Genomic DNA, 21,194 nt, shown 5'->3' with positions numbered 1-21,194 from the left:
AAGTGGTGGCTACAAGTTTGCGTCTGGGTCTGACCGGCGGCATTGGCAGCGGCAAGAGCACGGTCTCAGGTTTCCTGGAGCAGATGGGGGCGGTGGTCATTGATGCCGATGCCATTTCCAGGGCAGCTACGGCGCCCGGTGGATCGGCAATGGCTGCACTGGAGGCCATGTTCGGTACAGCGCTGATCACGGCAGACGGTGCACTGGACCGTGCGCAAATGCGTGACCTGATCTTTTCTGATCCCAGCGCCAAGGCTCGCCTGGAAGCTATCGTCCATCCTTTGGTCGGCCAGGCGATTGCGCAACAGGCGCTAGAAGCCCAGATCTCCGGCGCGCGCTGTACCGTTTTTGACATACCACTACTGGTTGAATCCAGACATTGGCGCACGCAACTGGACCGTATCATGGTCATCGACTGCACCGAGGCCACGCAAGTCGCCCGCGTGAAGACTCGCAATGGGCTGTCAGAGCAGGAAGTAGAAAAAATACTGGCCACGCAGGCCTCCCGCACGCAGCGTCTGGCATGCGCTGACTGTGTGTTGTTCAACGACGGCATATCCCTGGACGATCTTAGGCAACACGTGCAGCAAATCGGCGCACAGTTCGGGCTATGATGCGGCCACCGGAAAAATCAGCGTGATCCTATACGAATACCCCTTCAACGAGCGAATTCGCACGTATCTGCGTCTGGAGCACCTGTTCCTGCGCCTGTCCGAACTGATGTCCCGTGCGGACCCGTTGGACCACCATTTCGCGATAGCCACCATGTTCGAAGTCATGGACGTCGGCGCCCGCGCCGACCTGAAATCGGATGTCCTCAAAGACCTGGACAAACAAAAACAGGTCTTGAATGCCTACCGGGGCAACCCGGCCATTGCAGAGGGTGTTCTGGATGGCATCATCCAGCAACTGGAACGCTGCTTCGCCGCCTTGAACGCACAGCCCGGAAAAGCCGGCCAAGCCCTGACCGAAAACGACTGGTTAATGAGCATACGCAGCCGGGTCGGCATTCCTGGCGGCACCTGCGAATTTGATTTGCCGGCCTACTTTGCCTGGCAACACCGCGACACGGCCTCCCGCCAGGTGGACTTGCAGCGTTGGGCGTCGACACTCGCGCCATTGGCTGAATCCATCCACCTGCTGCTCAAGCTGCTGCGGGATTCGGGCTCGCCGCAAAAAGTCATCGCAGTAGGTGGTCAATTCCAGCAAAACCTGCCCCAGGGCAGAACGTTCCAGCTCTTGCGCCTGTCCTTGAAAGACGAGCTGCGGCTGATACCCGAAATCAGCGGCAATCGGCTGATGGTTTCCATTCGCCTGATGCGCCATGAGCAGGATGATCGCCTGCACATCTGCAACGAGGATGGTGCCTTCGAGCTCACTCTGTGTTCCTGAGTCCACTGGACGCATGAAGATGGCAATCAAACATCCTGAGGGAGCCATGTCTCCCGCCGATACAGACATCCTGCGCCATGTCCGCTGCCCTGGCTGTGGAGGCGACAGCCTCTACGCTCCCTCCAATCCCGCCCGTCCGTTTTGCAGTGAGCGCTGTAAAAACATGGACTTTGGTGCTTGGGCCAGTGAGAGCTTTCGGGTAGCCGCTCCGCCAACCGGAGAAGATCTGGACGTGGACGGCAACACCCTCCAATAAGTTCTTCTACGGCAACTTGTTCTAGCCAAATTGGCCGCTAGCCCCCGAGAACTATAACGTATTTGCTATAAAATGTGTAGCGCCCTCGAACTGTTGCTCCTCGGCCAACCACTGCAACACCGGCACCGTCCCCGGTAAAACGGGCTGCATTTGCACCGGCAAGCGCTCCCAGGAAAAAGACTGGGCTTCCCGCATCTCCAGAGCACCTGACCATTCAAACACCTTGCAAAAATGCAGGCGAACCAGCGCATGGGGATAATCCACCACTTCCACCTTCCAGGGTGTCACCGCACCGATGTGTATGCCCAACTCCTCGTGCAATTCTCGGCACAGGGCCTGCTCCACGGACTCACCCGCCTCTAGCTTCCCACCCGGGAATTCCCAATAACCGGGGTAAGGCTTGCCCTCGGGTCGTGATGTGACAAGGAATGTGCCATCCGGGTGAAATAGAACACCCACCGCAACGTCGACAATTTTGCGGTCTGCTCCACCGTGCCGCGTGGCGTTGGGATCCGCAACGAGTGGTGTCTGCGTCATGGTTTTGGCGCGTGGCGTCCCGCGTAATCCCGCGCAAATTGCCACGCCACACGGCCACTGCGCGAACCCCGCTCCAGCGCCCAGACCAGCGCTTCCGGGCGCGCTTCTGCAATGCGCGGTGCATCCACACCGAGGGCAGACAGCCACTGCGCCACGATCTGCAAATATTCTTCTTGGTTGAACGGGTAAAAACTCACCCACAGGCCAAAGCGTTCGGACAGCGAAATTTTTTCTTCCACCACCTCGCCCGGGTGCACTTCACCATCCGCGGTATGGGTGTAGGTCAGGTTCTCGGCCATGTACTCCGGCAGCAAATGGCGTCGGTTGCTGGTGGCGTAGACCAGCACATTGGGTGTGGCCGCTGCCACCGAGCCGTCGAGCACGGACTTCAAGGCCTTGTAGCCCGGTTCGCCCTCGTCAAAACTCAGGTCGTCACAGAACACAATGAATTTCTCGGGCCGCTGCGACACCAGGTCCACGATATCCGACAGGTCAACCAGTTCGGCCTTGTCCACCTCGATCAGGCGCAAGCCCTGGCCTGCGTAGGCATGCAGGCAGGCTCGTATCAGTGAAGACTTGCCGGTACCCCGCGAGCCGGTTAGCAACACGTTGTTGGCGGGCAAACCGCGTACAAACTGCTCGGTATTGCGCTGGATTTTTTCCTTCTGCGGGTCGATTTCTTTCAGGTCATCCAGGCTGATAGCACCGATATGTGCGACGGGTGCGATGACCCCCTGGCCTGAGCTGCGTCTGCGGTAGCGAAAGGCAATGGAAGCGCCCCAGTCAGGCTGCTGCAGTCCGTGTGGCAGCGCCGCCTCTATGCGCGCCATCAACTGCTCAGCACGCGCCAGAAAGGCGGTCAACTGCGCGTCCATGACCTACGAACGGTAGTCGGCGTTGATGGTGACGTAGTCGTGGCTCAGATCACAGGTCCAGACCGTCTGACTGGCCGTGCCGCGCCCCAGACCGACCTTGATCGCGATCTCGCTTTGGCGCATCACGCGCTGGCCATCTTCTTCACGGTAGCTGGGAATACGGCCACCTTGGGTTACCACATGCACATCGTCAAGGTGCAAGTCAATGCGGCTCTGATCCAGATCGGTGATGCCGGCATAACCCACGGCCGCCAGGATGCGGCCCAGGTTGGGGTCACTGGCAAAAAACGCGGTCTTGACCAGGGGCGAGTGGGCAATGGCATACGCGGCCAGGCGGCACTCTGCCTCGTCGCGGCCACCATCAACCTGCACGGTGATGAACTTGGTGGCACCTTCGCCATCACGCACGATGGCTTGGGCCAGGTTGCGGGCCACGCCCAGCATGGCCTGCTTGAGCGCCTGACCCTCCGCGCTGTCCAGCGAATCGATGACCGCGTGGCCGGCCTGGTTGGATGCAATCACCACCAAAGAATCGTTGGTGGAGGTGTCACCATCCACCGTCACACGGTTGAAGGAACCTTCGGCCAGTTCCAGCGCCAACTGGTGCATCAGGTTTTGGCTTACACAGGCATCGGTGGCGATAAAGCCCAACATAGTCGCCATATTAGGTCGGATCATGCCTGCGCCTTTGCTGACACCGGTAATATGCACCGTCTTGCCGCCAACCACCGCGGTGGCGCCATAGGCCTTGGGTGCAGTGTCAGTGGTCATGATGCCTTCGGCCGCACGCAGCCAGTTGCCTGGCTTGGCGTCTGCAATCGCCGCCGCAAGACCCGCTTCAATGCGGTCATTAGGCAGCGGTTCCATGATGACACCGGTAGAAAACGGCAGTACCTGCTCGACGGAAATGTCCAACTGCTGGGCCATGGCAACACACGTACTGCGTGCACGGGCCATGCCATCGGCGCCCGTGCCTGCATTGGCATTGCCAGTATTGATCAGCATGGCGCGGATGCCCTGCTTGCCATCCAGATGTTGGCGGCAGATCTGCACCGGTGCGGCGCAAAAACGGTTGCTGGTAAACACGCCACCTACCGATGCACCGGCATCCAACAGCACCACCGTCAGGTCTTTGCGGCCCAGCTTGCGGATACCCGCTTCGGTCACACCGATGCGAACACCGGCGATGGGAAAAAGTGTGTCGGGATTCGGTGCGGGTAAATTGACAGGCATCGCTAGGGTCTTTCAGGAAATATCAGGCGAGTTTTCCGTGGCACTGTTTGAATTTCTTGCCACTACCGCAGGGACACGGGTCGTTGCGACCAACACGCACCATGTCTGCGCCCAGAGCGGCAGCACCTGCAGCGCGCAACGTGCTCGGATCAACGGTGGTTGCGACCTCACCGGTTTCCGTCGGCGCGCTATAGGTTACGTTGGCAATACTTTCACCACGGCTTTCCATGGCATCTGCAGCCTGTTCCAACTGCTCCGACGACTGCACCTTGACCGTCATCAGTACCTTGGTCACTTCGTTCTTGACCGAGTCAAGCAGTTGCCCGAACAACTCAAAGGCTTCGCGTTTGTACTCCTGCTTGGGCTGTTTTTGTGCGTAACCGCGCAAGTGGATGCCCTGGCGCAGATAGTCCAGCGAACTCAGGTGGTCGCGCCAGTGTGTATCAATGCTTTGCAGCAACACCATGCGCTCAAACTGGGTGAAATTCTCAGCGCCAACTTGCTCCACCTTGGCCTGGAACAGCGCATCTGCGGCCCTGGTCACGGTCGTCACCAGGTCTTCATCCACAATGGCGCTGGCATCGCTCACCTGCTTCACCAGGTCCAAGTTCATCTGCCACTCGTCTGCCAGTACCTTTTGCAAACCGGCAACATCCCACTGCTCTTCCACCGACTCCGCAGGAATGTACTGGCGCGCCAGATCCTGGAAGCAGCCTTCGCGCAGAGATGCAATCTGTGCCGTCAAGTCCTTGGCATCCAGAATGGCATTGCGCTGCTGGTAGATCACCTTGCGCTGGTCATTGGACACGTCATCGTATTCCAGCAACTGCTTGCGCATGTCGAAGTTACGTGCTTCGACCTTGCGCTGTGCACTCTCGATGCTGCGCGTGACGATACCGGCTTCGATGGCTTCACCATCGGGCATCTTCAGGCGGTCCATGATGGCCTTGACACGGTCACCCGCGAAAATGCGCATCAGCGAATCGTCCAGGCTCAAATAAAACCGTGAGGAACCGGGGTCACCCTGGCGACCGGAGCGGCCGCGCAACTGGTTGTCGATGCGGCGTGATTCGTGGCGCTCGGTTGCAATGATGCGCAAACCGCCCAACGCCTTGACCTGCTCATGGTCTATGGTCCACTGTGCACGCAAGGCCTCTATCTTTTGTTGCTTGGTAGCGGCATCCAGTGTTTCATCCGCCTCTATGGCTTCAATGGTCTTGCCAATACTGCCGCCCAATACGATGTCGGTACCACGACCCGCCATATTGGTGGCGATAGTGATCATCTTGGCACGGCCAGCCTGCGCGACGATATCGGCTTCGCGGGCGTGCTGCTTGGCATTGAGCACCTGGTGCGGCAGCTTTTCCTTTTCCAGTAACTGCGCAATGATTTCAGAGTTTTCAATGGAGGTGGTGCCTACTAGCACCGGCTGACCACGCTCATGGCATTCGCGGATGTCCTGGATCGCCGCGGCATACTTCTCACGCGTTGTCTTATAGATGCGGTCCAGCTGGTCTTCGCGCTTGCTGATGCGATTGGGCGGGATCACGATGGTTTCCAGCCCGTAGATTTCTTGGAACTCGTAGGCCTCGGTATCCGCCGTACCGGTCATGCCGGCCAGCTTGCCATACAGACGGAAGTAGTTCTGGAAAGTGATGGAAGCCAGCGTCTGGTTCTCCGCCTGGATGGCAACACCTTCCTTGGCCTCGACCGCCTGGTGCAGGCCATCACTCCAGCGGCGGCCTGTCATCAGACGTCCGGTGAACTCATCCACGATGATGATTTCACCCTGCTGCACCACATAGTGCTGGTCGCGGTGGTACAGGTTGTTGGCCCGCAGTGCCGCATACAGGTGGTGCATCAGCGTGATGTTGGCCGGGTCGTACAACGACGCACCGGCGGGGATCAGGCCCATCTCGGCAAAGATGCGCTCTGCGCTCTCATGACCTTGCTCGGTCAGGAAAACCTGGTGGCTTTTCTCGTCCAGCGTGAAGTCACCGGGTTTGGTGACGCCTTCACCCGTACGGGGATCGGCTTCACCTTCCTGGCGTACGAGCCGGGGAGCGGCCTTGTTGATGGCCAGGTACATGTCGGTGTGGTCTTCAGCCTGCCCGCTGATGATCAACGGTGTGCGCGCTTCATCAATCAGGATGGAGTCAACCTCGTCGACGATGGCGTAGTTCAGGCCGCGCTGTACGCGGTCTGCCACCTCGTAGACCATGTTGTCGCGCAGGTAGTCAAAGCCGTATTCGTTGTTGGTGCCGTACGTGATGTCGGCACGGTAGGCGGCCTGCTTTTCCTCACGCGGCATCTGGGGCAGATTGATACCCACCGTCAGGCCCAGGAAGTTGTAGAGGCGTCCCATCCATTGGGCGTCGCGGCTGGCCAGGTAGTCGTTCACCGTCACGACGTGAACACCTTTGCCCGTCAGCGCATTCAGGTAGACAGGCAGCGTGGCGGTCAGCGTCTTGCCTTCACCCGTACCCATTTCGGAAATCTTCCCATAGTGCAGCGACATGCCACCCAAAAGCTGCACATCAAAGTGCCGCATCTTCATAACCCGCTTGGAGCCCTCACGTACCACGGCAAAGGCCTCTGGCAGCAGTTCATCCAGCGTTGCGCCCTTCTGGATGCGCTCCTTGAACTCTTGCGTCTTGGCCTTGAGTGCGTCGTCGCTCAATTGCTCGTACTGTGCCTCCAGGGCATTGATGCGGGCCACACCAGAACGGTATTGCTTGAGCAGGCGGTCGTTACGACTGCCGAAGATTTTGGTAAGAATATTAATGGCCATGAATGCAAGACTGGCCTGGACCCCACAATGGGTTCGCAGCGCAGCGCAGTCCTTTTTCTAATCTGGGTGAAGTGGGGATGTTCTGGCGAAATGCAACCGCTGACGCGGTCAAACTTGCACCTTTGAAAACCAAACCGGTGATTTTACCGTTGACTGGAGGGTGGCACTGCCGAATTGCCCACAGAAGCCGAAACACCGGAGGATACTGGCAAATTGCTGCGCGCGACCTGGGGGTTACCGAGTTCGCGGCCGGCATTGAGGAATTTTTGCGGGTCTTGCGGTACACCTTGCACCAAAACCTCGAAGTGCAAGTGCGGCCCGGTAGAGCGACCTGTATTTCCGACTTCCGCAATTTTTTGACCGCGCTTGATCAAATCCCCCTTCTTCACATACACCTTGGAGGCGTGGGCGTAGCGGGAAATCAGGTCGTTGCCATGGTCCACCTCCAGCATATTGCCGTACTCAGACTGGTATTCCTGGGTAACCACTACCCCACCAGCCGCAGCAAATATGACCGTGCCAGGCGCTGCGGGGAAATCGAGCCCCGTATGCAATGCAGATCGGCCGGTGATGGGGTCGATACGCCATCCGAAGTTGGACCCCAGATTGGCATTGGGCACCGGCGTCTGGGTCGGAATCATCATTTTTTTGATCTTCTGTTCAAACAGTCGAGATTCCAGCACCGTCATCAAATCCGTCCGCGCGCCTGCCAAGTCATCAAGCTCCTGCAGGGTAGTTTGCAGCTCCAACATAGACAGATCGCGACCAGAAATCAATTTCCCACCCTGCCCGGGTTTGATTTTGATATCTGCAGGATTAACACCTGCCAAGCCAGACACACGCTCACCCAATGATTCCAATTGCAGCATCTTGGCCTGCATCTCACCGAGTTTTTTCGCCATAACTTCAATGTTTTCACGCATGAAGCGATCCTGCTGCGCGACCTCATCTTTGACAACCAAACGGACCAGCGTACCGATAACGGGCCAGCCTTCGCGTGCACCTTTGAGAAAGACCCAGTGGTACAGGGTTGCCGAAATCAGCATCAATGCGAAAGAGGAAGCGATCACGGTCATCAGGAGTTTGGAGCCGCTAAGGTGAAAAGCGCGGCTCTTGATTAGCCATGCATCCGTGATAATCAATTGCATTCAGAATCCCTTCGCATCAAACTAAGGCCATGAACCGTCGCAACCATTCCTTCACTCTACTGCAAGCAACGCAGGACTCGCCTACTTTGGCACGTCTCACCGGGCTCGCTATGGAATCGTCGGCTCGACTGAAATCGATTGAGGCTCTCATACCTGCTTCACTGCGCAAAGCGGTACGGGCTGGCCCCATCGAGGACACCGTCTGGTGCCTGATTCTCGACAACAACGCTATTGCCGCGAAAATTCGCCAACTGCTGCCCTCCCTGGAGTCTCACTTGCGCGCAAAAGGGTGGGAGGTCAGCGCTATCCGCCTAAAGGTTCAAACGCCACGCCTGGAACCTTGAGAAGAAATAGCAAAAATAAATGGTGCCGATTATCGGATTCGAACTGATGACCTACCGCTTACAAGGCGGTTGCTCTACCAACTGAGCTAAATCGGCACGTCTTCTATTCTACATTACTTGTGCACTCTAAAAACGCAGAGTGTGTATCGCAATGTTATTTAATACGCGTTAGTGATGGTTTGCCACCGCCCGTTGGAGGGCGGGGCGACTTCGGACCATTCCCATTACTCGGTGTGTTGGTCACCGGGGTCAACACCGTCGCCTTGGTCTCGACGGATGGCACGTCATCTGACGATGTGGCAGCAGTTTGGCGCGCAAGCATGGGAAACGCCATGCCTTGCCCATTTTCACGGGCATAGATCGCCACCACACGATCCACAGGCACAAAAATGTCCCGCGCTACACCACCAAACCGTCCCTTGAATTCAATGAACTCGTTGCCCATGGTGAGCGAACTGGTGGCATCAAAACTGATGTTCAGCACGATCTCACCATCCTTGACGTATTCATTGGGCACGCGCACCGTCTCATCCACCAAAACGGCGATGAATGGTGTCAGACCATTGTCCGTGCACCACTCGTACAGGGCACGAATCAGATAGGGGCGCGTGGAGCTGGAGTCTGCGGCATCTAACATGGTGGCACGCCCGGCAATTACTTGCGCATGACTTTCTCGGAAGGCGTCAGTGCCTCGATGTAGGCAGGACGCGAGAAGATGCGCTCCGCGTACTTCAGCAAAGGCGCCGCATTCTTGCTCAGGTCAATCCCGTAGAAGTCCAGGCGCCACAGCAGCGGCGCAATGGCCACGTCCAGCATGGAGAAGTTGTCGCCCAACATGTATTTGTTCTTCAGGAACACGGGGGCCAGTTGGGTCAGACGGTCGCGAATATGCGCGCGCGCTTTTTCCAATGCCTTGTCATTGCCCTTGGAACTGCGGGCTTCCAGTGTCGACACGTGTACGAACAGCTCCTTCTCGAAATTGAGCAGGAACAAACGAACACGGGCACGGTCGACAGGGTCACCGGGCATCAGTTGGGGATGCGGGAAACGCTCGTCAATGTATTCATTGATGATGTTGGACTCGTACAGGATCAGGTCACGCTCGACCAGAATCGGTACTTGCCCATAGGGGTTCATAACGCTGATGTCTTCGGGCTTGTTGTACAAGTCCACATCGCGGATTTCGAAGTCCATGCCTTTTTCGAACAGAACGAAACGGCAACGGTGAGAAAAGGGGCAGGTTGTTCCTGAATACAGCACCATCATGGCAAAAGACTCCTAAAAATTAAAAAGAGTGGGTTGCCATTGCGAACCCACTCTGGAACCATCACCGAGCGTCCGCAGACACAGGGCACATGGTAAAGAAACCCGTATTACTTGACGTCTTTCCAATACGCGGCATTCAGTCGCCAAGCAAAGAAAGTCATGAACAGCAGGAACAACATCACACCAAAACCCACACGTACCCGTGTGTTCTTCGCGGGCTCAGCCATCCACGACAGATAACTCACCAAATCGCCCATTTCCTGGTCAAAACGCTCGGCACCCATGGTCCCGGGCGTCAATTGTTCCCAGCCCTTCAGCCTTTGTACTTCGTGGCCGTGGTCCATGACAGTTTCATAAACAGGCGCACGCTTGCCTTGCAGTTCCCACAACACATGGGGCATACCCACGTTGGGAAATGCCAGGTTGTTCCAGCCAGTGGGCTTGGTATCGTCCACGTAGTAATTGCGCAGGTAGGTGTACAGGTAGTCCGCGCCCGTTCCCTTACCCTGGGCCGAACGCGAGCGCGCAACCAGTGTCAGGTCTGGAGGATTGCCACCAAACCATTCCTTAGCTTGCTTGGGATCAATGGACGCCTTCATGGTGTCGCCCACCTTGTCGGTCGTGAACAACAGGTTGTCCTTGATCTGCTGGTCGGTCAGACCAATGTCCTTCAGGCGATTAAAGCGCATAAACGCTGCCGAGTGGCAGTTCAGGCAGTAGTTGACAAACAGCTTGGCGCCGTTTTGCAAAGCTGCAAGGTCATTGGACCTATCCGGGGCCTTGTCCCAGGCGATACCGCCACCAGCAGCATGTGCTGCGCCTGTCATCAGGCCCAGTGCAGCCACCACAGTCAAAAATACTTTTTTCATTTGCGTAATCTCCGACTCAATGGGCAGCGAAATTGACACGGGTTGGCACAGCCTTGGCCTCACCCAGACGACTCCACCACGGCATCAGCAAGAAGAAGCCGAAGTAAAACAAGGTACCCACTTGCGACACACGCTCACCGATGGGCGAAGGCGCCTGAGTTCCCAACCAAGCCAGGATGACAAAGTTCAACACAAAAACGGCATACAGGTACTTGTGCCAGTCCGGACGGTAACGAATGGACTTGACCTGGCAATGGTCCAGCCATGGCAAGAAGAACAAGATCACCACTGCACCACCCATGGCAACCACACCCCAGAATTTTGCGTCGATTGACAGCATCATGGCGACAACAACCACTGCAGCACCCAGGATCACGGCCTTGAAGATTGCGGGCATCTTGAACTTGACAATCGCAAACAGAGCGGCTGCCACCGTACAGATTTCCAGCACGATCATCATTTCATCGGTGATGGCGCGCAGCATGGAGTAGAAAGGCGTGAAATACCAGACCGGTGCAATGTGCAAAGGTGTTTGCAAAGGATCAGCCGGGATGAAATTGTTGTATTCCAGGAAATAGCCACCAAACTCGGGCGCGAAGAAAATCACAGCCGAAAACACCATCAGGAACATGGACACCGCAAAAATGTCGTGGACCGTGTAGTAGGGGTGGAAAGGAATGCCGTCCAGCGGAATACCCTTGGCGTCCTTGGTCGCCTTGATCTCGATGCCATCGGGGTTATTCGAACCCACATCATGCAGTGCCATCAAGTGCGCAACCACCAAGCCCAGCAGAACCAGGGGCACTGCAATGACGTGGAAGCTGAAGAAGCGGTTCAAGGTGGCATCACCCACCACATAGTCACCACGGATCAGCAAAGCCAGATCGGGACCGACAAAGGGCACAGCGGCAAACAGGTTTACGATCACCTGGGCGCCCCAGTAGCTCATCTGACCCCAAGGCAGCAGGTAACCCATAAAGGCTTCTGCCATCAGGCACAGGAAAATGGCGCAGCCAAAGACCCAGACCAACTCACGTGGCTTGCGGTAGCTGCCATACAACAGGCCGCGGAACATGTGCAGGTAGACCACGACAAAAAACGCCGAAGCGCCCGTGGAGTGCATGTAACGAATCAACCAGCCCCATGGCACGTCGCGCATGATGTATTCCACCGAACCGAAGGCCAAAGCGGCATCAGGTTTGTAGTGCATCACCAGGAAAATACCGGTAACGATCTGAATAACCAGCACCAGCATGGCCAAGGAGCCAAAGATGTACCAGAAGTTGAAGTTCTTCGGAGCGTAGTACTCCGACATGTGAACCTTGTAGGCGTCAAACGCGGTAGGCAGTCGGTTCTCGAACCAGTTGGTCAGCTTGGCGCCCGCCGAAGCGTTGGGGGAAATTTCCTTGAAATCAGCCATGTCTCTGTTCCTCAGGCTTTTTTGTCTTCACCGATCAGCAACTTGCTGTCGGAAAGGTACATGTGGGGAGGGATCTCAAGATTGTCCGGCGCAGGTTTGTTCTTGAAGACACGGCCCGCAAAATCGAAGGTCGATCCATGGCAGGGGCACAAAAATCCACCTTTCCAGTCGTCCGGCAGGGACGCTTGAGGACCAGGCGTGAATTTATCCGACGGCGAGCAGCCCAGGTGGGTGCAGATACCAACGGCCACGAAGTACTCGGGCTTGATCGAGCGTGTACCTTTGTCAACGTAAGCAGGCGTCAACTCCGCAGGCTTGCGCTTGGACTCTGGATCGGCCAGCTGCCCATCCAGTGTGGGCAATGCGGCCAACTGCTCAGGTGTACGGCGCACGATCCAGACGGGCTTGCCGCGCCACTCCACTGTCAGTTTTTCACCGGGTTTCATGGCACCAATATCCACCTCAACGGCAGCGCCGGCCGCTTTGGCTCGCTCGGAGGGTTGAAATGTGCTGACAAACGGAACAGCAACTGCACCAACGCCTACGGCGCCAGCACAACTGGAGGCAATCAGCCAAGTTCGCTTACTGGAGTCGATCTGTTGGCTGCCGACAAGGGTTTCACTCATGAGAATCCTCAATGAACATGACTACTAGGGGGTAATTTCCGATTGTAGCTGACGGTTACAACGCGCCCTCAGCCGCCCGCCCGCCCGCCCAACCCGACCTTGACAGGGGGTTTTAATCGGCAATACTGGCGTTTTCTGACACATTAGGAGCAAATAACAATGGGAATGGTCCAAGAATTCAAGGAATTCGCCATAAAAGGCAATGTCATCGATTTGGCCGTGGGCGTGATCATCGGTGGCGCCTTTGGCAAGATTGTGGATTCCATCGTGGGTGACCTCATCATGCCGCTGGTGGGAGCCGCATTTGGAAAACTGGACTTTTCCAACCTGTTTGTGGTTCTGGGGGCCATACCGCCCGGCACCGCCTCTACGCTCGATGCCCTGAAAAAAGCCGGAGTGCCCGTGTTTGCATACGGTAGCTTCATCACCGTCGCGGTGAATTTCACCATTCTGGCCTTCATCATCTTCCTGATGGTCAAACAGATCAACCGCCTGAAACGCGAAGCGCCAGCCCCCGCTGTTGAACCAGCACCAGTGGCAACGCCCGAAGATGTGTTGTTGTTACGGGAAATCCGCGACAGTCTGAAGAGATAACACCCTGGCCATACGAATGGCCTCCACCAGACTGGCTGGGTCGGCGCGGCCGGTGCCGGCAATGTCAAATGCCGTGCCATGGTCCGGGCTGGTACGCACCAGCGGCAGGCCCAGTGTCACGTTGACACCCTGCTCTACGCCCAGGTATTTGACGGGAATCAGGCCCTGGTCGTGGTACATGGCCACCACCACGTCAAACTCACCCAAAACCCCGGGTCGGTTGCGGGCCCGCATGAACACGGTATCGGGCGCCCAGGGGCCACTGGCGTCCAATCCCAGGGCCTGGGCCGCTGCGATGGCCGGCTGGATCACCTCCAGCTCTTCGCGGCCAAACAGACCACCCTCGCCCGCATGGGGGTTCAGCCCGGCGACGCCAATACGGGGTTTGCGCCCCAGAATCGGCAACAGGGCGGCATGTGTAATTTGCAGCGTTTGCAACACGTTGTCATAACTGACCGCGGCAATGGCGTCGCGCAGCGACACGTGGATGCTGACCAGCACCGTGCGCAGTTCGTCATTGGCCAGCATCATCCGCACAGGTACCTCGGACACCGGCTTACCCAGGAAACGCGCCGCGCAGTCCTGCAGCAGCTCCGTGTGACCCGGGAACTGGTCAAAGGGTTGGCCGGCTGCAGCAAGCGCCTCTTTGTGCAATGGGGCCGTCACCAGGGCACAGACTTCACCGCGCAGAGCCGCATCAGCAGCCCAGGTTATGCATTGCCCGGCCAGGGTACCCGCCACGCTGCTGACGGCGCCCCAAGGCACAGCCTGCAGCGCCGCACCGATTTGCAATACCGGTATGCAGTTGGGCGGCACACCGGCCACATGGTCGGCCGACACAATGGCGGCAACTGGCAATGCGGGGCGGCCAACGGAGGCCACCACCTGGTTGGCGCGGCGCATCGTACCCACATCACCCACCACAAAACACTGGCGCATCAGCGCGGGCTGTTCGCGGTAGGCCTTGGCGATGATCTCGGGGCCAATACCTGCGGCATCACCCATGGTGATGGCCAACGGTTGTAAAACGGTGCGCGACATATGCCAATTACCTTCAAGCCGGGTTGTCGATGTCGATGAACTGGTGCTCCAGACCCAACTGGGCCGCGATATGGGCCGCCACGGCAGGTGCGCCGTACCGCTCGGTTGCGTGGTGCCCACACGCCAGGTAGGCGACACCGGTTTCGCGCGCCAGGTGTGCCTGGGGCTCGGATATTTCACCCGTGATAAAGGCATCCGCACCGGCCGCAATAGCCGCTTCAAAATAACTTTGTGCGCCACCGGTGCACCAGGCGACGCGGCGTAAGGGAGCCGCTCTGCCGGGTACCAGCACCACGGAGCGGCCCAATACGGATTCCACATGTTGCGCCAGGGCCTGGGCGCCCGAAAAATCGGCCTCACCCATACAACCCAGTTGTTGCTCGCCAAACCAGGCGCTGGTCTGCAAACCCAACTTTTGGCCGAGTTGCGCGTTGTTGCCCAAACCCGCTAAAGCATCCAACGGCAGGTGGTAGGCAAACAGGTTGATGTTGTGTTCCAGCAGGCGCCCCAGGCGCTGGCGCATCCAGCCTGTCACACGGCCATCGTGACCGCGCCAGAACAGGCCGTGGTGGACAAGAATCGTATCGGCGCCTTCTGCAATGGCGGCATCGATGAGGGCCAGACTGGCGGTCACACCCGAGACGATCTTGCGCACCGTGTTGCCGCCCTCCACCTGCAGGCCATTGGGACAATAGTCCTTGAAACGCTCGGGTTGGAGCAGCGTGTCAAGCGCGGTTTGGAGGTCCTGGCGATCGGTCATAGGGGCGGATGGCGCACCACAGTGCGGTTGTTGTTGGGGGTACACAAATCGGGTGCTGGCATTGTCACCTCCAAACTGCTGTCACAGCCTTGGCCCGCTGCAATCCAGCGCAAGCCCAAACGCCGCAACACGGGCGCCAGCAAGGGTGCCAGACTCCGCAGTCCACGGGGCAAGGCTTGGATCAACACCTCACGTGGCGCAACAATGGCGCCGCAGCGGTACTGCGCCTGCGCCGTGTCCCAACGCAGTGCCCCACACGCACCGCTGCGGCGGCGCGACAACACCATGCCCAGTGGACAGGGCGCATACAGGCAACAGACGCCGCAACCATTGCAGGCCGCGCCTACCGCCACCTTGGGTGGGGCTGACGGATGGATGTGGATGGTGTGTGTGAAATGGTCCATGGCTCAGGCTTGCAATGTAATGCCATGCTGACCCATAGAGGGCAATATGGGGCTGCAAGTGTCACCCACGGTTGCGCCCTCTACAATTTGCCACAACACGGCCCGCCCTGTAACTGCCCTGGTAAACCCCATGAAACGACTCTGGCTTCTCTTCGCCCAAACCACCACCATTCTGCTGGCGGCCTATTTTGTGGTGGCCACACTCAAACCCCAATGGCTGGGCAACAACCCCAACGTATTGGGCGGTGGCACCGTGGCACTGATCGAGGCCTCGCCGGAACTGTCCGCGGCAACCCCCGCGGGCAGCTTCCGCGGTGCGGCGCAAAAGGCGTCTGCCGCCGTGGTCAGCATCAATACCAGCAAGGCCGCGCGCAAAAACCCCAATGCCAACGACCCCTGGTTCCGCTTCTTTTATGGCGACCAGGGCAACGAACCCCAGGTTGGGCTGGGCAGCGGCGTCATCGTCAGCGCCAGCGGCTACATCCTGACCAACAACCACGTGGTGGAAGGCGCTGATGAAATCGAAGTCATCCTGAACGACAGCCGCACCACGCGCGCCAAGGTGATTGGCACCGACCCCGACACCGACCTGGCCATCCTGAAGATCGAACTGGACAAACTCCCCGTCATCGTGCTGGGCAATTCCGACACCGTGCAGGTGGGCGACCAGGTACTGGCCATTGGCAACCCCTTTGGTGTGGGCCAGACGGTAACCAGCGGCATCGTCAGCGCGCTGGGGCGCAACCAGCTGGGCATCAATACCTTCGAAAATTTCATCCAGACCGATGCCGCCATCAACCCCGGCAACTCGGGTGGTGCGCTGGTCGATACCAACGGCAATCTGCTGGGCATCAACACCGCCATCTACTCACGCTCCGGCGGCAGCATGGGTATCGGTTTTGCAATCCCCATGTCCACCGCCAAGCAGGTGCTCGAAGGCATCGTCAAGGACGGCCAGATCACCCGCGGCTGGATTGGTGTGGAGCCGAATGACCTGTCGCCCGAACTGGCCGAGACCTTTGAAGTCAAGACCCGCCAGGGTGTGATCATCACTGGCGTATTGCAGAACGGCCCAGCCGCGCAGGCCGGCATTCGGCCAGGCGACGTGATTGTCAAAATTGCCGACGCATCGGTAGCGGATGTCGCGCAACTGTTGTCGGCCGTGGCCTCCCTCAAACCGGGCGTGGCCACACGGTTTTCGGTGGAGCGCAAGAACCAGCCCCTGGAGCTGGATGTGACACCGGGTGTACGACCCAAGCCCCGTGTTGCCGACCGATAACTACTGTTTTGATAGCAAACTATTGAGCCTTCACGGGGGCTAGCGGCCCATTTGACCTAAATGCACCCGGTCAGGGTGGTGTGGTCGCCGTGTCGTCTGCCGGTGCCTGTGTGTGTTTGATGAACACAGTGGCCGCCAAAATGCCCACTTCGTACAACAACATCATGGGGAACAGCAGTGCCAGCATGGACACGGGGTCGGGTGGCGTGACCACACCCGCCACTGCTGCTGCGCCAACGATGAAGTAGGAACGGAACGACCGCAGCTGCTCCACCGTGACAACACCCAGCCGGGCCAGAATAACCACGGCAATAGGCACCTCAAACGCGACACCAAACGCAATAAACATGGTGATGACAAAGTCCAGGTAGGCCTCGATATCCGGGCTCACCGCTACCGATATGGGCGCCATTTTCTGGATGGCCGGGAAGGCCTGGCCAAACACAAAGAAATAACAAAACGCCGCGCCGGTGTAGAACAGCAGTGTGCTGGCCACCACCAGCGGCATCACCAGGCGTTTTTCGTGTTTGTACAAACCGGGGGCCACAAAGGCCCACACCTGGTACAGCACCCAGGGCAAGGCCAGGCCAAACGCGGCCAGCACCGTCACCTTGATCGGCACCAAAAATGGCGAGACCACACCGGTGGCGATCATGCGAGCGCCTTCGGGCAGCGTCTTGACCAGGGGCAGCGCCATCAGGTCATACAACGCAGACGGACCCGGAAAAAACGCCAGCACCGCAAAGATGGCCCCAATGCCATACACGCAGTACAACAGCCGGTCGCGCAGCTCTATCAAATGCTGCACAAAGGGCTGCTCGGTACCGGCCAGTTCGTCCGGATTGGGTTTGTTATCGTCAGCCATCAGGGGGAAATTTTGGGGGGACGGAAGCGGGCCACCCGCGCAGCGCCCGATAAAGCCTTGGTCCGCACACCGGCGCGGGCCTTGTACCAATTGGGGGTGGCGCCCATTTTGAGGCGCCACTGTTTTTTGGGATGGCGGTATTCAGGGACACTGGTGTAGGTGGTGTCCAGCGCATCGGCCGACGCGGTGCTGGTGGCCTCGGCCCAGCTCTTCTCAAAGTCGCTGGCGTTGGTCTGAATGGTCTGCTCCACGTCACGCGCCGCGCTGACCACCGTGTCTTTCATCTTGCGCAGTTCGTCCAGCTCCATGGAGCGGTTGACCTCGGCCTTGACCTCGGCCATGTAGCTGCGCGCACGGCCCAGCAGATTGCCCACCATGCGGGCCACGCCCGGCAGTTTCTCGGGGCCAATCACCACCAGTGCAATGGCACCAATGATGGCGATCTTGGTAACGCCAATATCAAGCACAGGACTGCCCTTTCAGACCGGACGGGGTCCGGTCGCCGCCATCAGCTCTTGATTTTGGCTTCAACATCGATGGCGGACTTGGCGTCGGTCTTCTCGGTGGGGGGCAGGTTGGTTGGGGGTGTGGCTTCCGCGGTCTTCTCGGCCGTGCCGTCTTTCATGCCATCCTTGAAACCCTTGACCGCACCACCCAGGTCCGAGCCGATGTTGCGCAGCTTCTTGGTGCCGAAGATCACGATGATGATGACCAGAAAAATAATCAGATGCGTAGTAGAAAAGCCCATGGCTCACTCCTTGGTAGTTACAGGTATTTTAGGCTCTTGCTGTTGCAGGCCGGTGACGGGGTGCCTTGAACCCCTCAGGCCTATCAGCCGCGCAACCAGGGGCGCGGGCCACCCATCACATGGAAGTGCAAGTGGTGCACCTCTTGGCCGCCCTCGGCTCCGGTATTCGTTAACAAGCGAAAGCCGCCATCCGGGTAGGGATTGCAGCCTTCCTGTTGGGCCAGCTTGGGGATCAGCGCCATCATGCGCCCCATCAGCCCAGCGTGCTCGGGCCCGATGTGGGCCATGGACGCAATGTGCTGCTTGGGTATGACCAGAAAATGCACCGGTGCCCAGGGATGGATGTCGTGGAAGGCGTAAAACTCCTCGTCCTCAAACACGGTTTTGGACGGAATCTTGCGGGCCACAATTTTGCAAAACAGGCAATCGGGGTCATGCCCCGCCAATTCCACACTCATACAGGTCTCTCCAACGAAAAATAGGGGGTCACTCGGCGCCCTGTTCACGCGCCAGCACTTTGCGCATGGCTTTTTCTTCGATGCCACTGGTGCCCTCGCGGCGCTCCAACTCGGCCAGCACATCGGCGGGGCTCAGCTCGTAATGCGCCAGTGCCACCATACAGTGGAACCACAAATCGGCCACTTCACCGACCAGTTTGGCCTTATCCCCGCCGTGGTCAACATCCTTGGCAGCCATGACCATTTCGGTGGCCTCTTCGCCAATCTTCTTCAAAAAGGCGTCCGGGCCTTTGGCCAGCAGGCGGGCTACGTAGCTGGCATTGGGGTCGCCGCCGTTGCGCGGTTTGCGCGATTCCATGACGGCCGCCAGGCGGGCCAGGGAGTCGGAAGAATTGGGTGTAGTCATGGCTATTGGCTTGGGGTTGCAGCTAGCGCCACGTCCCGCACACTTGTTTGTTACTTGTAGATGCTTTCGGGGTCTTTCAAGACCGGGTCCACACTTTTCCACTCGCCATCCTGCAAAACACTGAAAAAACAGCTGTGGCGCCCAGTGTGGCAGGCAATGCCGGGCTCGTGGCCCAGTTGCGTAACCTTGAGCAGGATGACGTCGTTGTCGCAATCCATGCGGATCTCGTGCACCTTTTGCACATGGCCCGACTCCTCGCCCTTGTACCAGAGCTTGTTGCGCGAGCGGCTGAAATACACGGCTTGGCCCAGCTCAGCTGTCTTTTGCAAGGCCTCGCGGTTCATCCACGCGAACATCAGTACGTCACCCGTGCCCTGCTCCTGCGCGATCACGGGCACCAGGCCTTTGGAATCCCAGCGGATGTGTTTGATCCAGCTGACCGGGGCTGGGTTGGGGGTGGGGTCGGTGCTAGACATATGCTATTAACTTTATAGCTGCTTGCGCAGTAAATACGGGGGCTAGAGCCCTAAAAAGCTTAAAGGCTTCCGACCGGAGACTCAGATGCGGACCGGAATACCGCGCTGTGCCATCAAGGCCTTGGCCTGGCCAACCGTGTATTCGCCGTAGTGGAAGATGCTGGCGGCCAGCACGGCATCCGCACCACCCTTGGTGATGCCATCGGCCAGGTCTTCCAGTGACCCCACACCGCCGGAAGCAATGACCGGCACGCTGATCGCGTCACTGACCGCGCGGGTCAGAGCCAGGTCAAAACCCGATTTGGTGCCATCACGGTCCATGCTTGTCAACAGAATCTCACCCGCACCGCGGCGCGCCATCTCGGTAGCCCAGGCCACGGCGTCCAGCCCGGTGTTCTTGCGCCCGCCATGGCTATAGACATCCCAGCCCTCGCCACGGGTCAACGCGTCATCCCCGCTGCGGCGCTTGGCATCAATGGCCACCACAATGGCCTGAGAGCCATATTTCAGCGATGCGTCTTCAATCACCTGCGGGTTGGACAGCGCCGCCGAGTTGAAGCTGATCTTGTCCGCACCGGCATTGAGCAAGCGGCGCACGTCTTCCACCGTGCGCACGCCACCACCCACCGTCAACGGAATAAACACCTGCGAAGCCACGGCCTCGATGATGTGCAGAATCAGATCGCGCCCATCGCTGGTCGCGGTGATATCCAGAAAGGTGAGTTCGTCGGCGCCCTGGCCGTTGTAGCGGGCCGCGATTTCCACCGGGTCGCCGGCGTCACGCAGTTCCACAAAATTGACGCCTTTGACAACGCGACCTCCGGTTACGTCCAGACAGGGGATGATTCGTTTGGCTAGCATGGGGAGATTGTAGAGGGGGTGGGTTGTAGGGGAGTTGGTTAGTGCTGCATGTCGCGGTTGGGGGGTATCAGCCGTTCAAGCCATGAGCCCAATTGGGCTCTATAGTTCGGACATGGCTTCATATAAGCATCATTCCTATTTCCAAAAAGAGAAGGCGGCGCAGGAATTTCGATTTCCCTACGTCTGCTTTGTTTGCCGCAAATCTTTCAAATACCCAGCACGCGAAGATCCCCGTCTTTGCCCACAGTGCGGGAAACAAACCGAAAGACTGAGTAGAAAATTTTCAGCTCCAAAGTCCAAGGACATCGCGCAATGGAAAAAGGTGCAATACCTCGTTGAGCACGGGTTCCGTTTTTATACGGTTTATGAAAGACCGGAGCTTGGCGGGGCGAGAGTCTCATACCCTTCAACTTTGGACGAGGCCAGGGGTTTTGTAGAACGTCTCGGTAGTAGGCAAAGGTGAGGCTCTGTCAGGTACTCAAAAACTGCGTAAGGTTGACGGAGATTGCTTACGACCGCTGTTGGGAGAATAGGAAGACCACTTT

General features: G+C 58.2%; 26 protein-coding genes and 1 tRNA gene. 6 read left to right on the top strand and 21 right to left on the bottom strand.

What is annotated here, in order from left to right:
- The first annotated feature begins 2 nt into the window (after nucleotides 1-2).
- From coaE to HZ993_RS21110, 3 genes are read left to right on the top strand one after another with little or no spacing between them, the layout of a single operon-like run.
- Nucleotides 3-614: a dephospho-CoA kinase gene (gene coaE / locus HZ993_RS21120; protein ID WP_209394666.1), complete on the top strand. Its 612-nt coding sequence runs from the start codon at nucleotides 3-5 to the stop codon at nucleotides 612-614.
- 22 nt (nucleotides 615-636) lie between these two features.
- A complete protein-coding gene (gene zapD / locus HZ993_RS21115; protein ID WP_209394665.1) occupies nucleotides 637-1,392 on the top strand; it encodes a cell division protein ZapD in 756 nt (251 codons plus the stop codon).
- Nucleotides 1,393-1,438: 46 nt separating this feature from the next.
- A complete protein-coding gene (locus HZ993_RS21110) occupies nucleotides 1,439-1,648 on the top strand; it encodes a DNA gyrase inhibitor YacG (protein WP_209398666.1) in 210 nt (69 codons plus the stop codon).
- A 51-nt stretch (nucleotides 1,649-1,699) separates the two neighbouring features.
- Here the strand turns inward: HZ993_RS21110 and HZ993_RS21105 are convergent, their stop codons facing one another.
- The 5 genes from HZ993_RS21105 to HZ993_RS21085 form a co-directional block, all read right to left on the bottom strand.
- Nucleotides 1,700-2,185: an NUDIX domain-containing protein gene (locus HZ993_RS21105; protein ID WP_209394664.1), complete on the bottom strand. Its 486-nt coding sequence runs from the start codon at nucleotides 2,183-2,185 to the stop codon at nucleotides 1,700-1,702.
- A complete protein-coding gene (locus tag HZ993_RS21100) occupies nucleotides 2,182-3,060 on the bottom strand; it encodes an ATP-binding protein (RefSeq protein WP_209394663.1) in 879 nt (292 codons plus the stop codon). Before HZ993_RS21100 ends, HZ993_RS21105 begins: the two co-directional genes overlap by 4 nt.
- Before the next feature lie 3 nt (nucleotides 3,061-3,063).
- Nucleotides 3,064-4,293, bottom strand: coding sequence for a bifunctional glutamate N-acetyltransferase/amino-acid acetyltransferase ArgJ (gene argJ / locus HZ993_RS21095; RefSeq protein WP_209394662.1), 1,230 nt, complete (start codon nucleotides 4,291-4,293; stop codon nucleotides 3,064-3,066).
- A 22-nt stretch (nucleotides 4,294-4,315) separates the two neighbouring features.
- Entirely contained in the window at nucleotides 4,316-7,084 is a 2,769-nt protein-coding gene (secA, locus tag HZ993_RS21090) for a preprotein translocase subunit SecA (protein ID WP_209394661.1), read from the bottom strand.
- A 143-nt stretch (nucleotides 7,085-7,227) separates the two neighbouring features.
- Nucleotides 7,228-8,232, bottom strand: a complete 1,005-nt coding sequence (locus HZ993_RS21085) for a M23 family metallopeptidase (protein WP_209394660.1) — start codon at nucleotides 8,230-8,232, stop codon at nucleotides 7,228-7,230.
- A gap of 29 nt (nucleotides 8,233-8,261) precedes the next feature.
- Between HZ993_RS21085 and HZ993_RS21080 the strand changes: the two genes are divergently transcribed.
- Nucleotides 8,262-8,576, top strand: coding sequence for a hypothetical protein (locus HZ993_RS21080; protein WP_209394659.1), 315 nt, complete (start codon nucleotides 8,262-8,264; stop codon nucleotides 8,574-8,576).
- Between the two features lie 20 nt (nucleotides 8,577-8,596).
- Here the strand turns inward: HZ993_RS21080 and HZ993_RS21075 are convergent.
- From HZ993_RS21075 to petA, 6 genes are all read right to left on the bottom strand, one after another.
- Nucleotides 8,597-8,672, bottom strand: a tRNA-Thr gene (locus tag HZ993_RS21075).
- Nucleotides 8,673-8,730: 58 nt separating this feature from the next.
- The gene (locus HZ993_RS21070) at nucleotides 8,731-9,213 is read right to left on the bottom strand and encodes a ClpXP protease specificity-enhancing factor (RefSeq protein ID WP_209394658.1); all 483 of its coding nucleotides are present in this window, start codon (nucleotides 9,211-9,213) and stop codon (nucleotides 8,731-8,733) included.
- A gap of 17 nt (nucleotides 9,214-9,230) precedes the next feature.
- Nucleotides 9,231-9,842 carry a glutathione S-transferase N-terminal domain-containing protein gene (locus HZ993_RS21065; protein ID WP_209394657.1) on the bottom strand — a complete coding sequence of 204 codons (612 nt, stop codon included), beginning with the start codon at nucleotides 9,840-9,842 and terminating at the stop codon, nucleotides 9,231-9,233.
- A 107-nt stretch (nucleotides 9,843-9,949) separates the two neighbouring features.
- A complete protein-coding gene (locus HZ993_RS21060; RefSeq protein ID WP_209394656.1) occupies nucleotides 9,950-10,711 on the bottom strand; it encodes a cytochrome c1 in 762 nt (253 codons plus the stop codon).
- A 16-nt stretch (nucleotides 10,712-10,727) separates the two neighbouring features.
- Entirely contained in the window at nucleotides 10,728-12,131 is a 1,404-nt protein-coding gene (locus tag HZ993_RS21055; protein ID WP_209394655.1) for a cytochrome bc complex cytochrome b subunit, read from the bottom strand.
- Nucleotides 12,132-12,142: 11 nt separating this feature from the next.
- Nucleotides 12,143-12,757 (bottom strand): ubiquinol-cytochrome c reductase iron-sulfur subunit, encoded by a 615-nt coding sequence (petA, locus tag HZ993_RS21050; protein WP_209394654.1) that lies wholly within the window; start codon nucleotides 12,755-12,757, stop codon nucleotides 12,143-12,145.
- A gap of 159 nt (nucleotides 12,758-12,916) precedes the next feature.
- Between petA and mscL the strand changes: the two genes are divergently transcribed.
- Nucleotides 12,917-13,351 (top strand): large conductance mechanosensitive channel protein MscL, encoded by a 435-nt coding sequence (mscL, locus tag HZ993_RS21045; protein WP_209394653.1) that lies wholly within the window; start codon nucleotides 12,917-12,919, stop codon nucleotides 13,349-13,351.
- Here the strand turns inward: mscL and pdxA are convergent.
- From pdxA to HZ993_RS21030, 3 genes are read right to left on the bottom strand one after another with little or no spacing between them, the layout of a single operon-like run.
- A complete protein-coding gene (pdxA, locus tag HZ993_RS21040) occupies nucleotides 13,319-14,392 on the bottom strand; it encodes a 4-hydroxythreonine-4-phosphate dehydrogenase PdxA (protein ID WP_209394652.1) in 1,074 nt (357 codons plus the stop codon). The two genes, mscL and pdxA, sit on opposite strands and share 33 nt — an antisense overlap.
- 13 nt (nucleotides 14,393-14,405) lie before the next feature.
- On the bottom strand, nucleotides 14,406-15,152 hold the full coding sequence (locus HZ993_RS21035) for a Nif3-like dinuclear metal center hexameric protein (RefSeq protein ID WP_209394651.1): 747 nt from the start codon (nucleotides 15,150-15,152) through the stop codon (nucleotides 14,406-14,408).
- Nucleotides 15,149-15,556: a hypothetical protein gene (locus HZ993_RS21030; RefSeq protein ID WP_209394650.1), complete on the bottom strand. Its 408-nt coding sequence runs from the start codon at nucleotides 15,554-15,556 to the stop codon at nucleotides 15,149-15,151. Before HZ993_RS21030 ends, HZ993_RS21035 begins: the two co-directional genes overlap by 4 nt.
- A gap of 130 nt (nucleotides 15,557-15,686) precedes the next feature.
- Between HZ993_RS21030 and HZ993_RS21025 the strand changes: the two genes are divergently transcribed.
- Nucleotides 15,687-16,835, top strand: a complete 1,149-nt coding sequence (locus HZ993_RS21025; RefSeq protein ID WP_209394649.1) for a S1C family serine protease — start codon at nucleotides 15,687-15,689, stop codon at nucleotides 16,833-16,835.
- Between the two features lie 70 nt (nucleotides 16,836-16,905).
- Here HZ993_RS21025 and tatC read toward each other — a convergent pair whose 3' ends face one another.
- The 7 genes from tatC to hisF form a co-directional block, all read right to left on the bottom strand.
- Nucleotides 16,906-17,700 (bottom strand): twin-arginine translocase subunit TatC, encoded by a 795-nt coding sequence (gene tatC, locus HZ993_RS21020; RefSeq protein WP_209394648.1) that lies wholly within the window; start codon nucleotides 17,698-17,700, stop codon nucleotides 16,906-16,908.
- Nucleotides 17,700-18,167: a Sec-independent protein translocase protein TatB gene (gene tatB, locus HZ993_RS21015; protein WP_209394647.1), complete on the bottom strand. Its 468-nt coding sequence runs from the start codon at nucleotides 18,165-18,167 to the stop codon at nucleotides 17,700-17,702. Before tatB ends, tatC begins: the two co-directional genes overlap by 1 nt.
- Nucleotides 18,168-18,208: 41 nt before the next feature.
- Complete coding sequence (gene tatA / locus HZ993_RS21010) at nucleotides 18,209-18,448, bottom strand: Sec-independent protein translocase subunit TatA (protein ID WP_209394646.1); 240 nt, start codon at nucleotides 18,446-18,448, stop codon at nucleotides 18,209-18,211.
- 83 nt (nucleotides 18,449-18,531) lie between these two features.
- Nucleotides 18,532-18,906 carry a histidine triad nucleotide-binding protein gene (locus HZ993_RS21005; RefSeq protein WP_209394645.1) on the bottom strand — a complete coding sequence of 125 codons (375 nt, stop codon included), beginning with the start codon at nucleotides 18,904-18,906 and terminating at the stop codon, nucleotides 18,532-18,534.
- Between the two features lie 28 nt (nucleotides 18,907-18,934).
- Entirely contained in the window at nucleotides 18,935-19,312 is a 378-nt protein-coding gene (locus tag HZ993_RS21000) for a phosphoribosyl-ATP diphosphatase (RefSeq protein WP_209394644.1), read from the bottom strand.
- A 50-nt stretch (nucleotides 19,313-19,362) separates the two neighbouring features.
- Entirely contained in the window at nucleotides 19,363-19,788 is a 426-nt protein-coding gene (gene hisI / locus HZ993_RS20995) for a phosphoribosyl-AMP cyclohydrolase (RefSeq protein ID WP_209394643.1), read from the bottom strand.
- Between the two features lie 81 nt (nucleotides 19,789-19,869).
- Nucleotides 19,870-20,649 (bottom strand): imidazole glycerol phosphate synthase subunit HisF, encoded by a 780-nt coding sequence (gene hisF / locus HZ993_RS20990; RefSeq protein ID WP_209394642.1) that lies wholly within the window; start codon nucleotides 20,647-20,649, stop codon nucleotides 19,870-19,872.
- Nucleotides 20,650-21,194: the final 545 nt, after the last annotated feature.

Source organism: Rhodoferax sp. AJA081-3 (assembly GCF_017798165.1).
Taxonomy (GTDB): domain Bacteria; phylum Pseudomonadota; class Gammaproteobacteria; order Burkholderiales; family Burkholderiaceae_C; genus Allorhodoferax.
The sequence above is the reverse complement of the archived record's forward strand: the minus strand, read 5'-3'. Positions and strand labels throughout refer to the sequence as shown.

Bases quoted from the DNA above. Each gene is read 5' to 3' on its own strand.
- HZ993_RS21110 (WP_209398666.1), top strand. From the start codon at position 1,439: ATGTCTCCCGCCGATACAGACATCCTGCGCCATGTCCGCTGCCCTGGC.
- HZ993_RS21105 (WP_209394664.1), bottom strand. From the start codon at position 2,185: ATGACGCAGACACCACTCGTTGCGGATCCCAACGCCACGCGGCACGGT.
- HZ993_RS21100 (WP_209394663.1), bottom strand. From the start codon at position 3,060: ATGGACGCGCAGTTGACCGCCTTTCTGGCGCGTGCTGAGCAGTTGATG.
- argJ (WP_209394662.1), bottom strand. From the start codon at position 4,293: ATGCCTGTCAATTTACCCGCACCGAATCCCGACACACTTTTTCCCATC.
- secA (WP_209394661.1), bottom strand. From the start codon at position 7,084: ATGGCCATTAATATTCTTACCAAAATCTTCGGCAGTCGTAACGACCGC.
- HZ993_RS21085 (WP_209394660.1), bottom strand. From the start codon at position 8,232: ATGCAATTGATTATCACGGATGCATGGCTAATCAAGAGCCGCGCTTTT.
- HZ993_RS21080 (WP_209394659.1), top strand. From the start codon at position 8,262: ATGAACCGTCGCAACCATTCCTTCACTCTACTGCAAGCAACGCAGGAC.
- HZ993_RS21070 (WP_209394658.1), bottom strand. From the start codon at position 9,213: ATGTTAGATGCCGCAGACTCCAGCTCCACGCGCCCCTATCTGATTCGT.
- HZ993_RS21065 (WP_209394657.1), bottom strand. From the start codon at position 9,842: ATGATGGTGCTGTATTCAGGAACAACCTGCCCCTTTTCTCACCGTTGC.
- HZ993_RS21060 (WP_209394656.1), bottom strand. From the start codon at position 10,711: ATGAAAAAAGTATTTTTGACTGTGGTGGCTGCACTGGGCCTGATGACA.
- HZ993_RS21055 (WP_209394655.1), bottom strand. From the start codon at position 12,131: ATGGCTGATTTCAAGGAAATTTCCCCCAACGCTTCGGCGGGCGCCAAG.
- petA (WP_209394654.1), bottom strand. From the start codon at position 12,757: ATGAGTGAAACCCTTGTCGGCAGCCAACAGATCGACTCCAGTAAGCGA.
- mscL (WP_209394653.1), top strand. From the start codon at position 12,917: ATGGGAATGGTCCAAGAATTCAAGGAATTCGCCATAAAAGGCAATGTC.
- pdxA (WP_209394652.1), bottom strand. From the start codon at position 14,392: ATGTCGCGCACCGTTTTACAACCGTTGGCCATCACCATGGGTGATGCC.
- HZ993_RS21035 (WP_209394651.1), bottom strand. From the start codon at position 15,152: ATGACCGATCGCCAGGACCTCCAAACCGCGCTTGACACGCTGCTCCAA.
- HZ993_RS21030 (WP_209394650.1), bottom strand. From the start codon at position 15,556: ATGGACCATTTCACACACACCATCCACATCCATCCGTCAGCCCCACCC.
- HZ993_RS21025 (WP_209394649.1), top strand. From the start codon at position 15,687: ATGAAACGACTCTGGCTTCTCTTCGCCCAAACCACCACCATTCTGCTG.
- tatC (WP_209394648.1), bottom strand. From the start codon at position 17,700: ATGGCTGACGATAACAAACCCAATCCGGACGAACTGGCCGGTACCGAG.
- tatA (WP_209394646.1), bottom strand. From the start codon at position 18,448: ATGGGCTTTTCTACTACGCATCTGATTATTTTTCTGGTCATCATCATC.
- HZ993_RS21005 (WP_209394645.1), bottom strand. From the start codon at position 18,906: ATGAGTGTGGAATTGGCGGGGCATGACCCCGATTGCCTGTTTTGCAAA.
- HZ993_RS21000 (WP_209394644.1), bottom strand. From the start codon at position 19,312: ATGACTACACCCAATTCTTCCGACTCCCTGGCCCGCCTGGCGGCCGTC.
- hisI (WP_209394643.1), bottom strand. From the start codon at position 19,788: ATGTCTAGCACCGACCCCACCCCCAACCCAGCCCCGGTCAGCTGGATC.
- hisF (WP_209394642.1), bottom strand. From the start codon at position 20,649: ATGCTAGCCAAACGAATCATCCCCTGTCTGGACGTAACCGGAGGTCGC.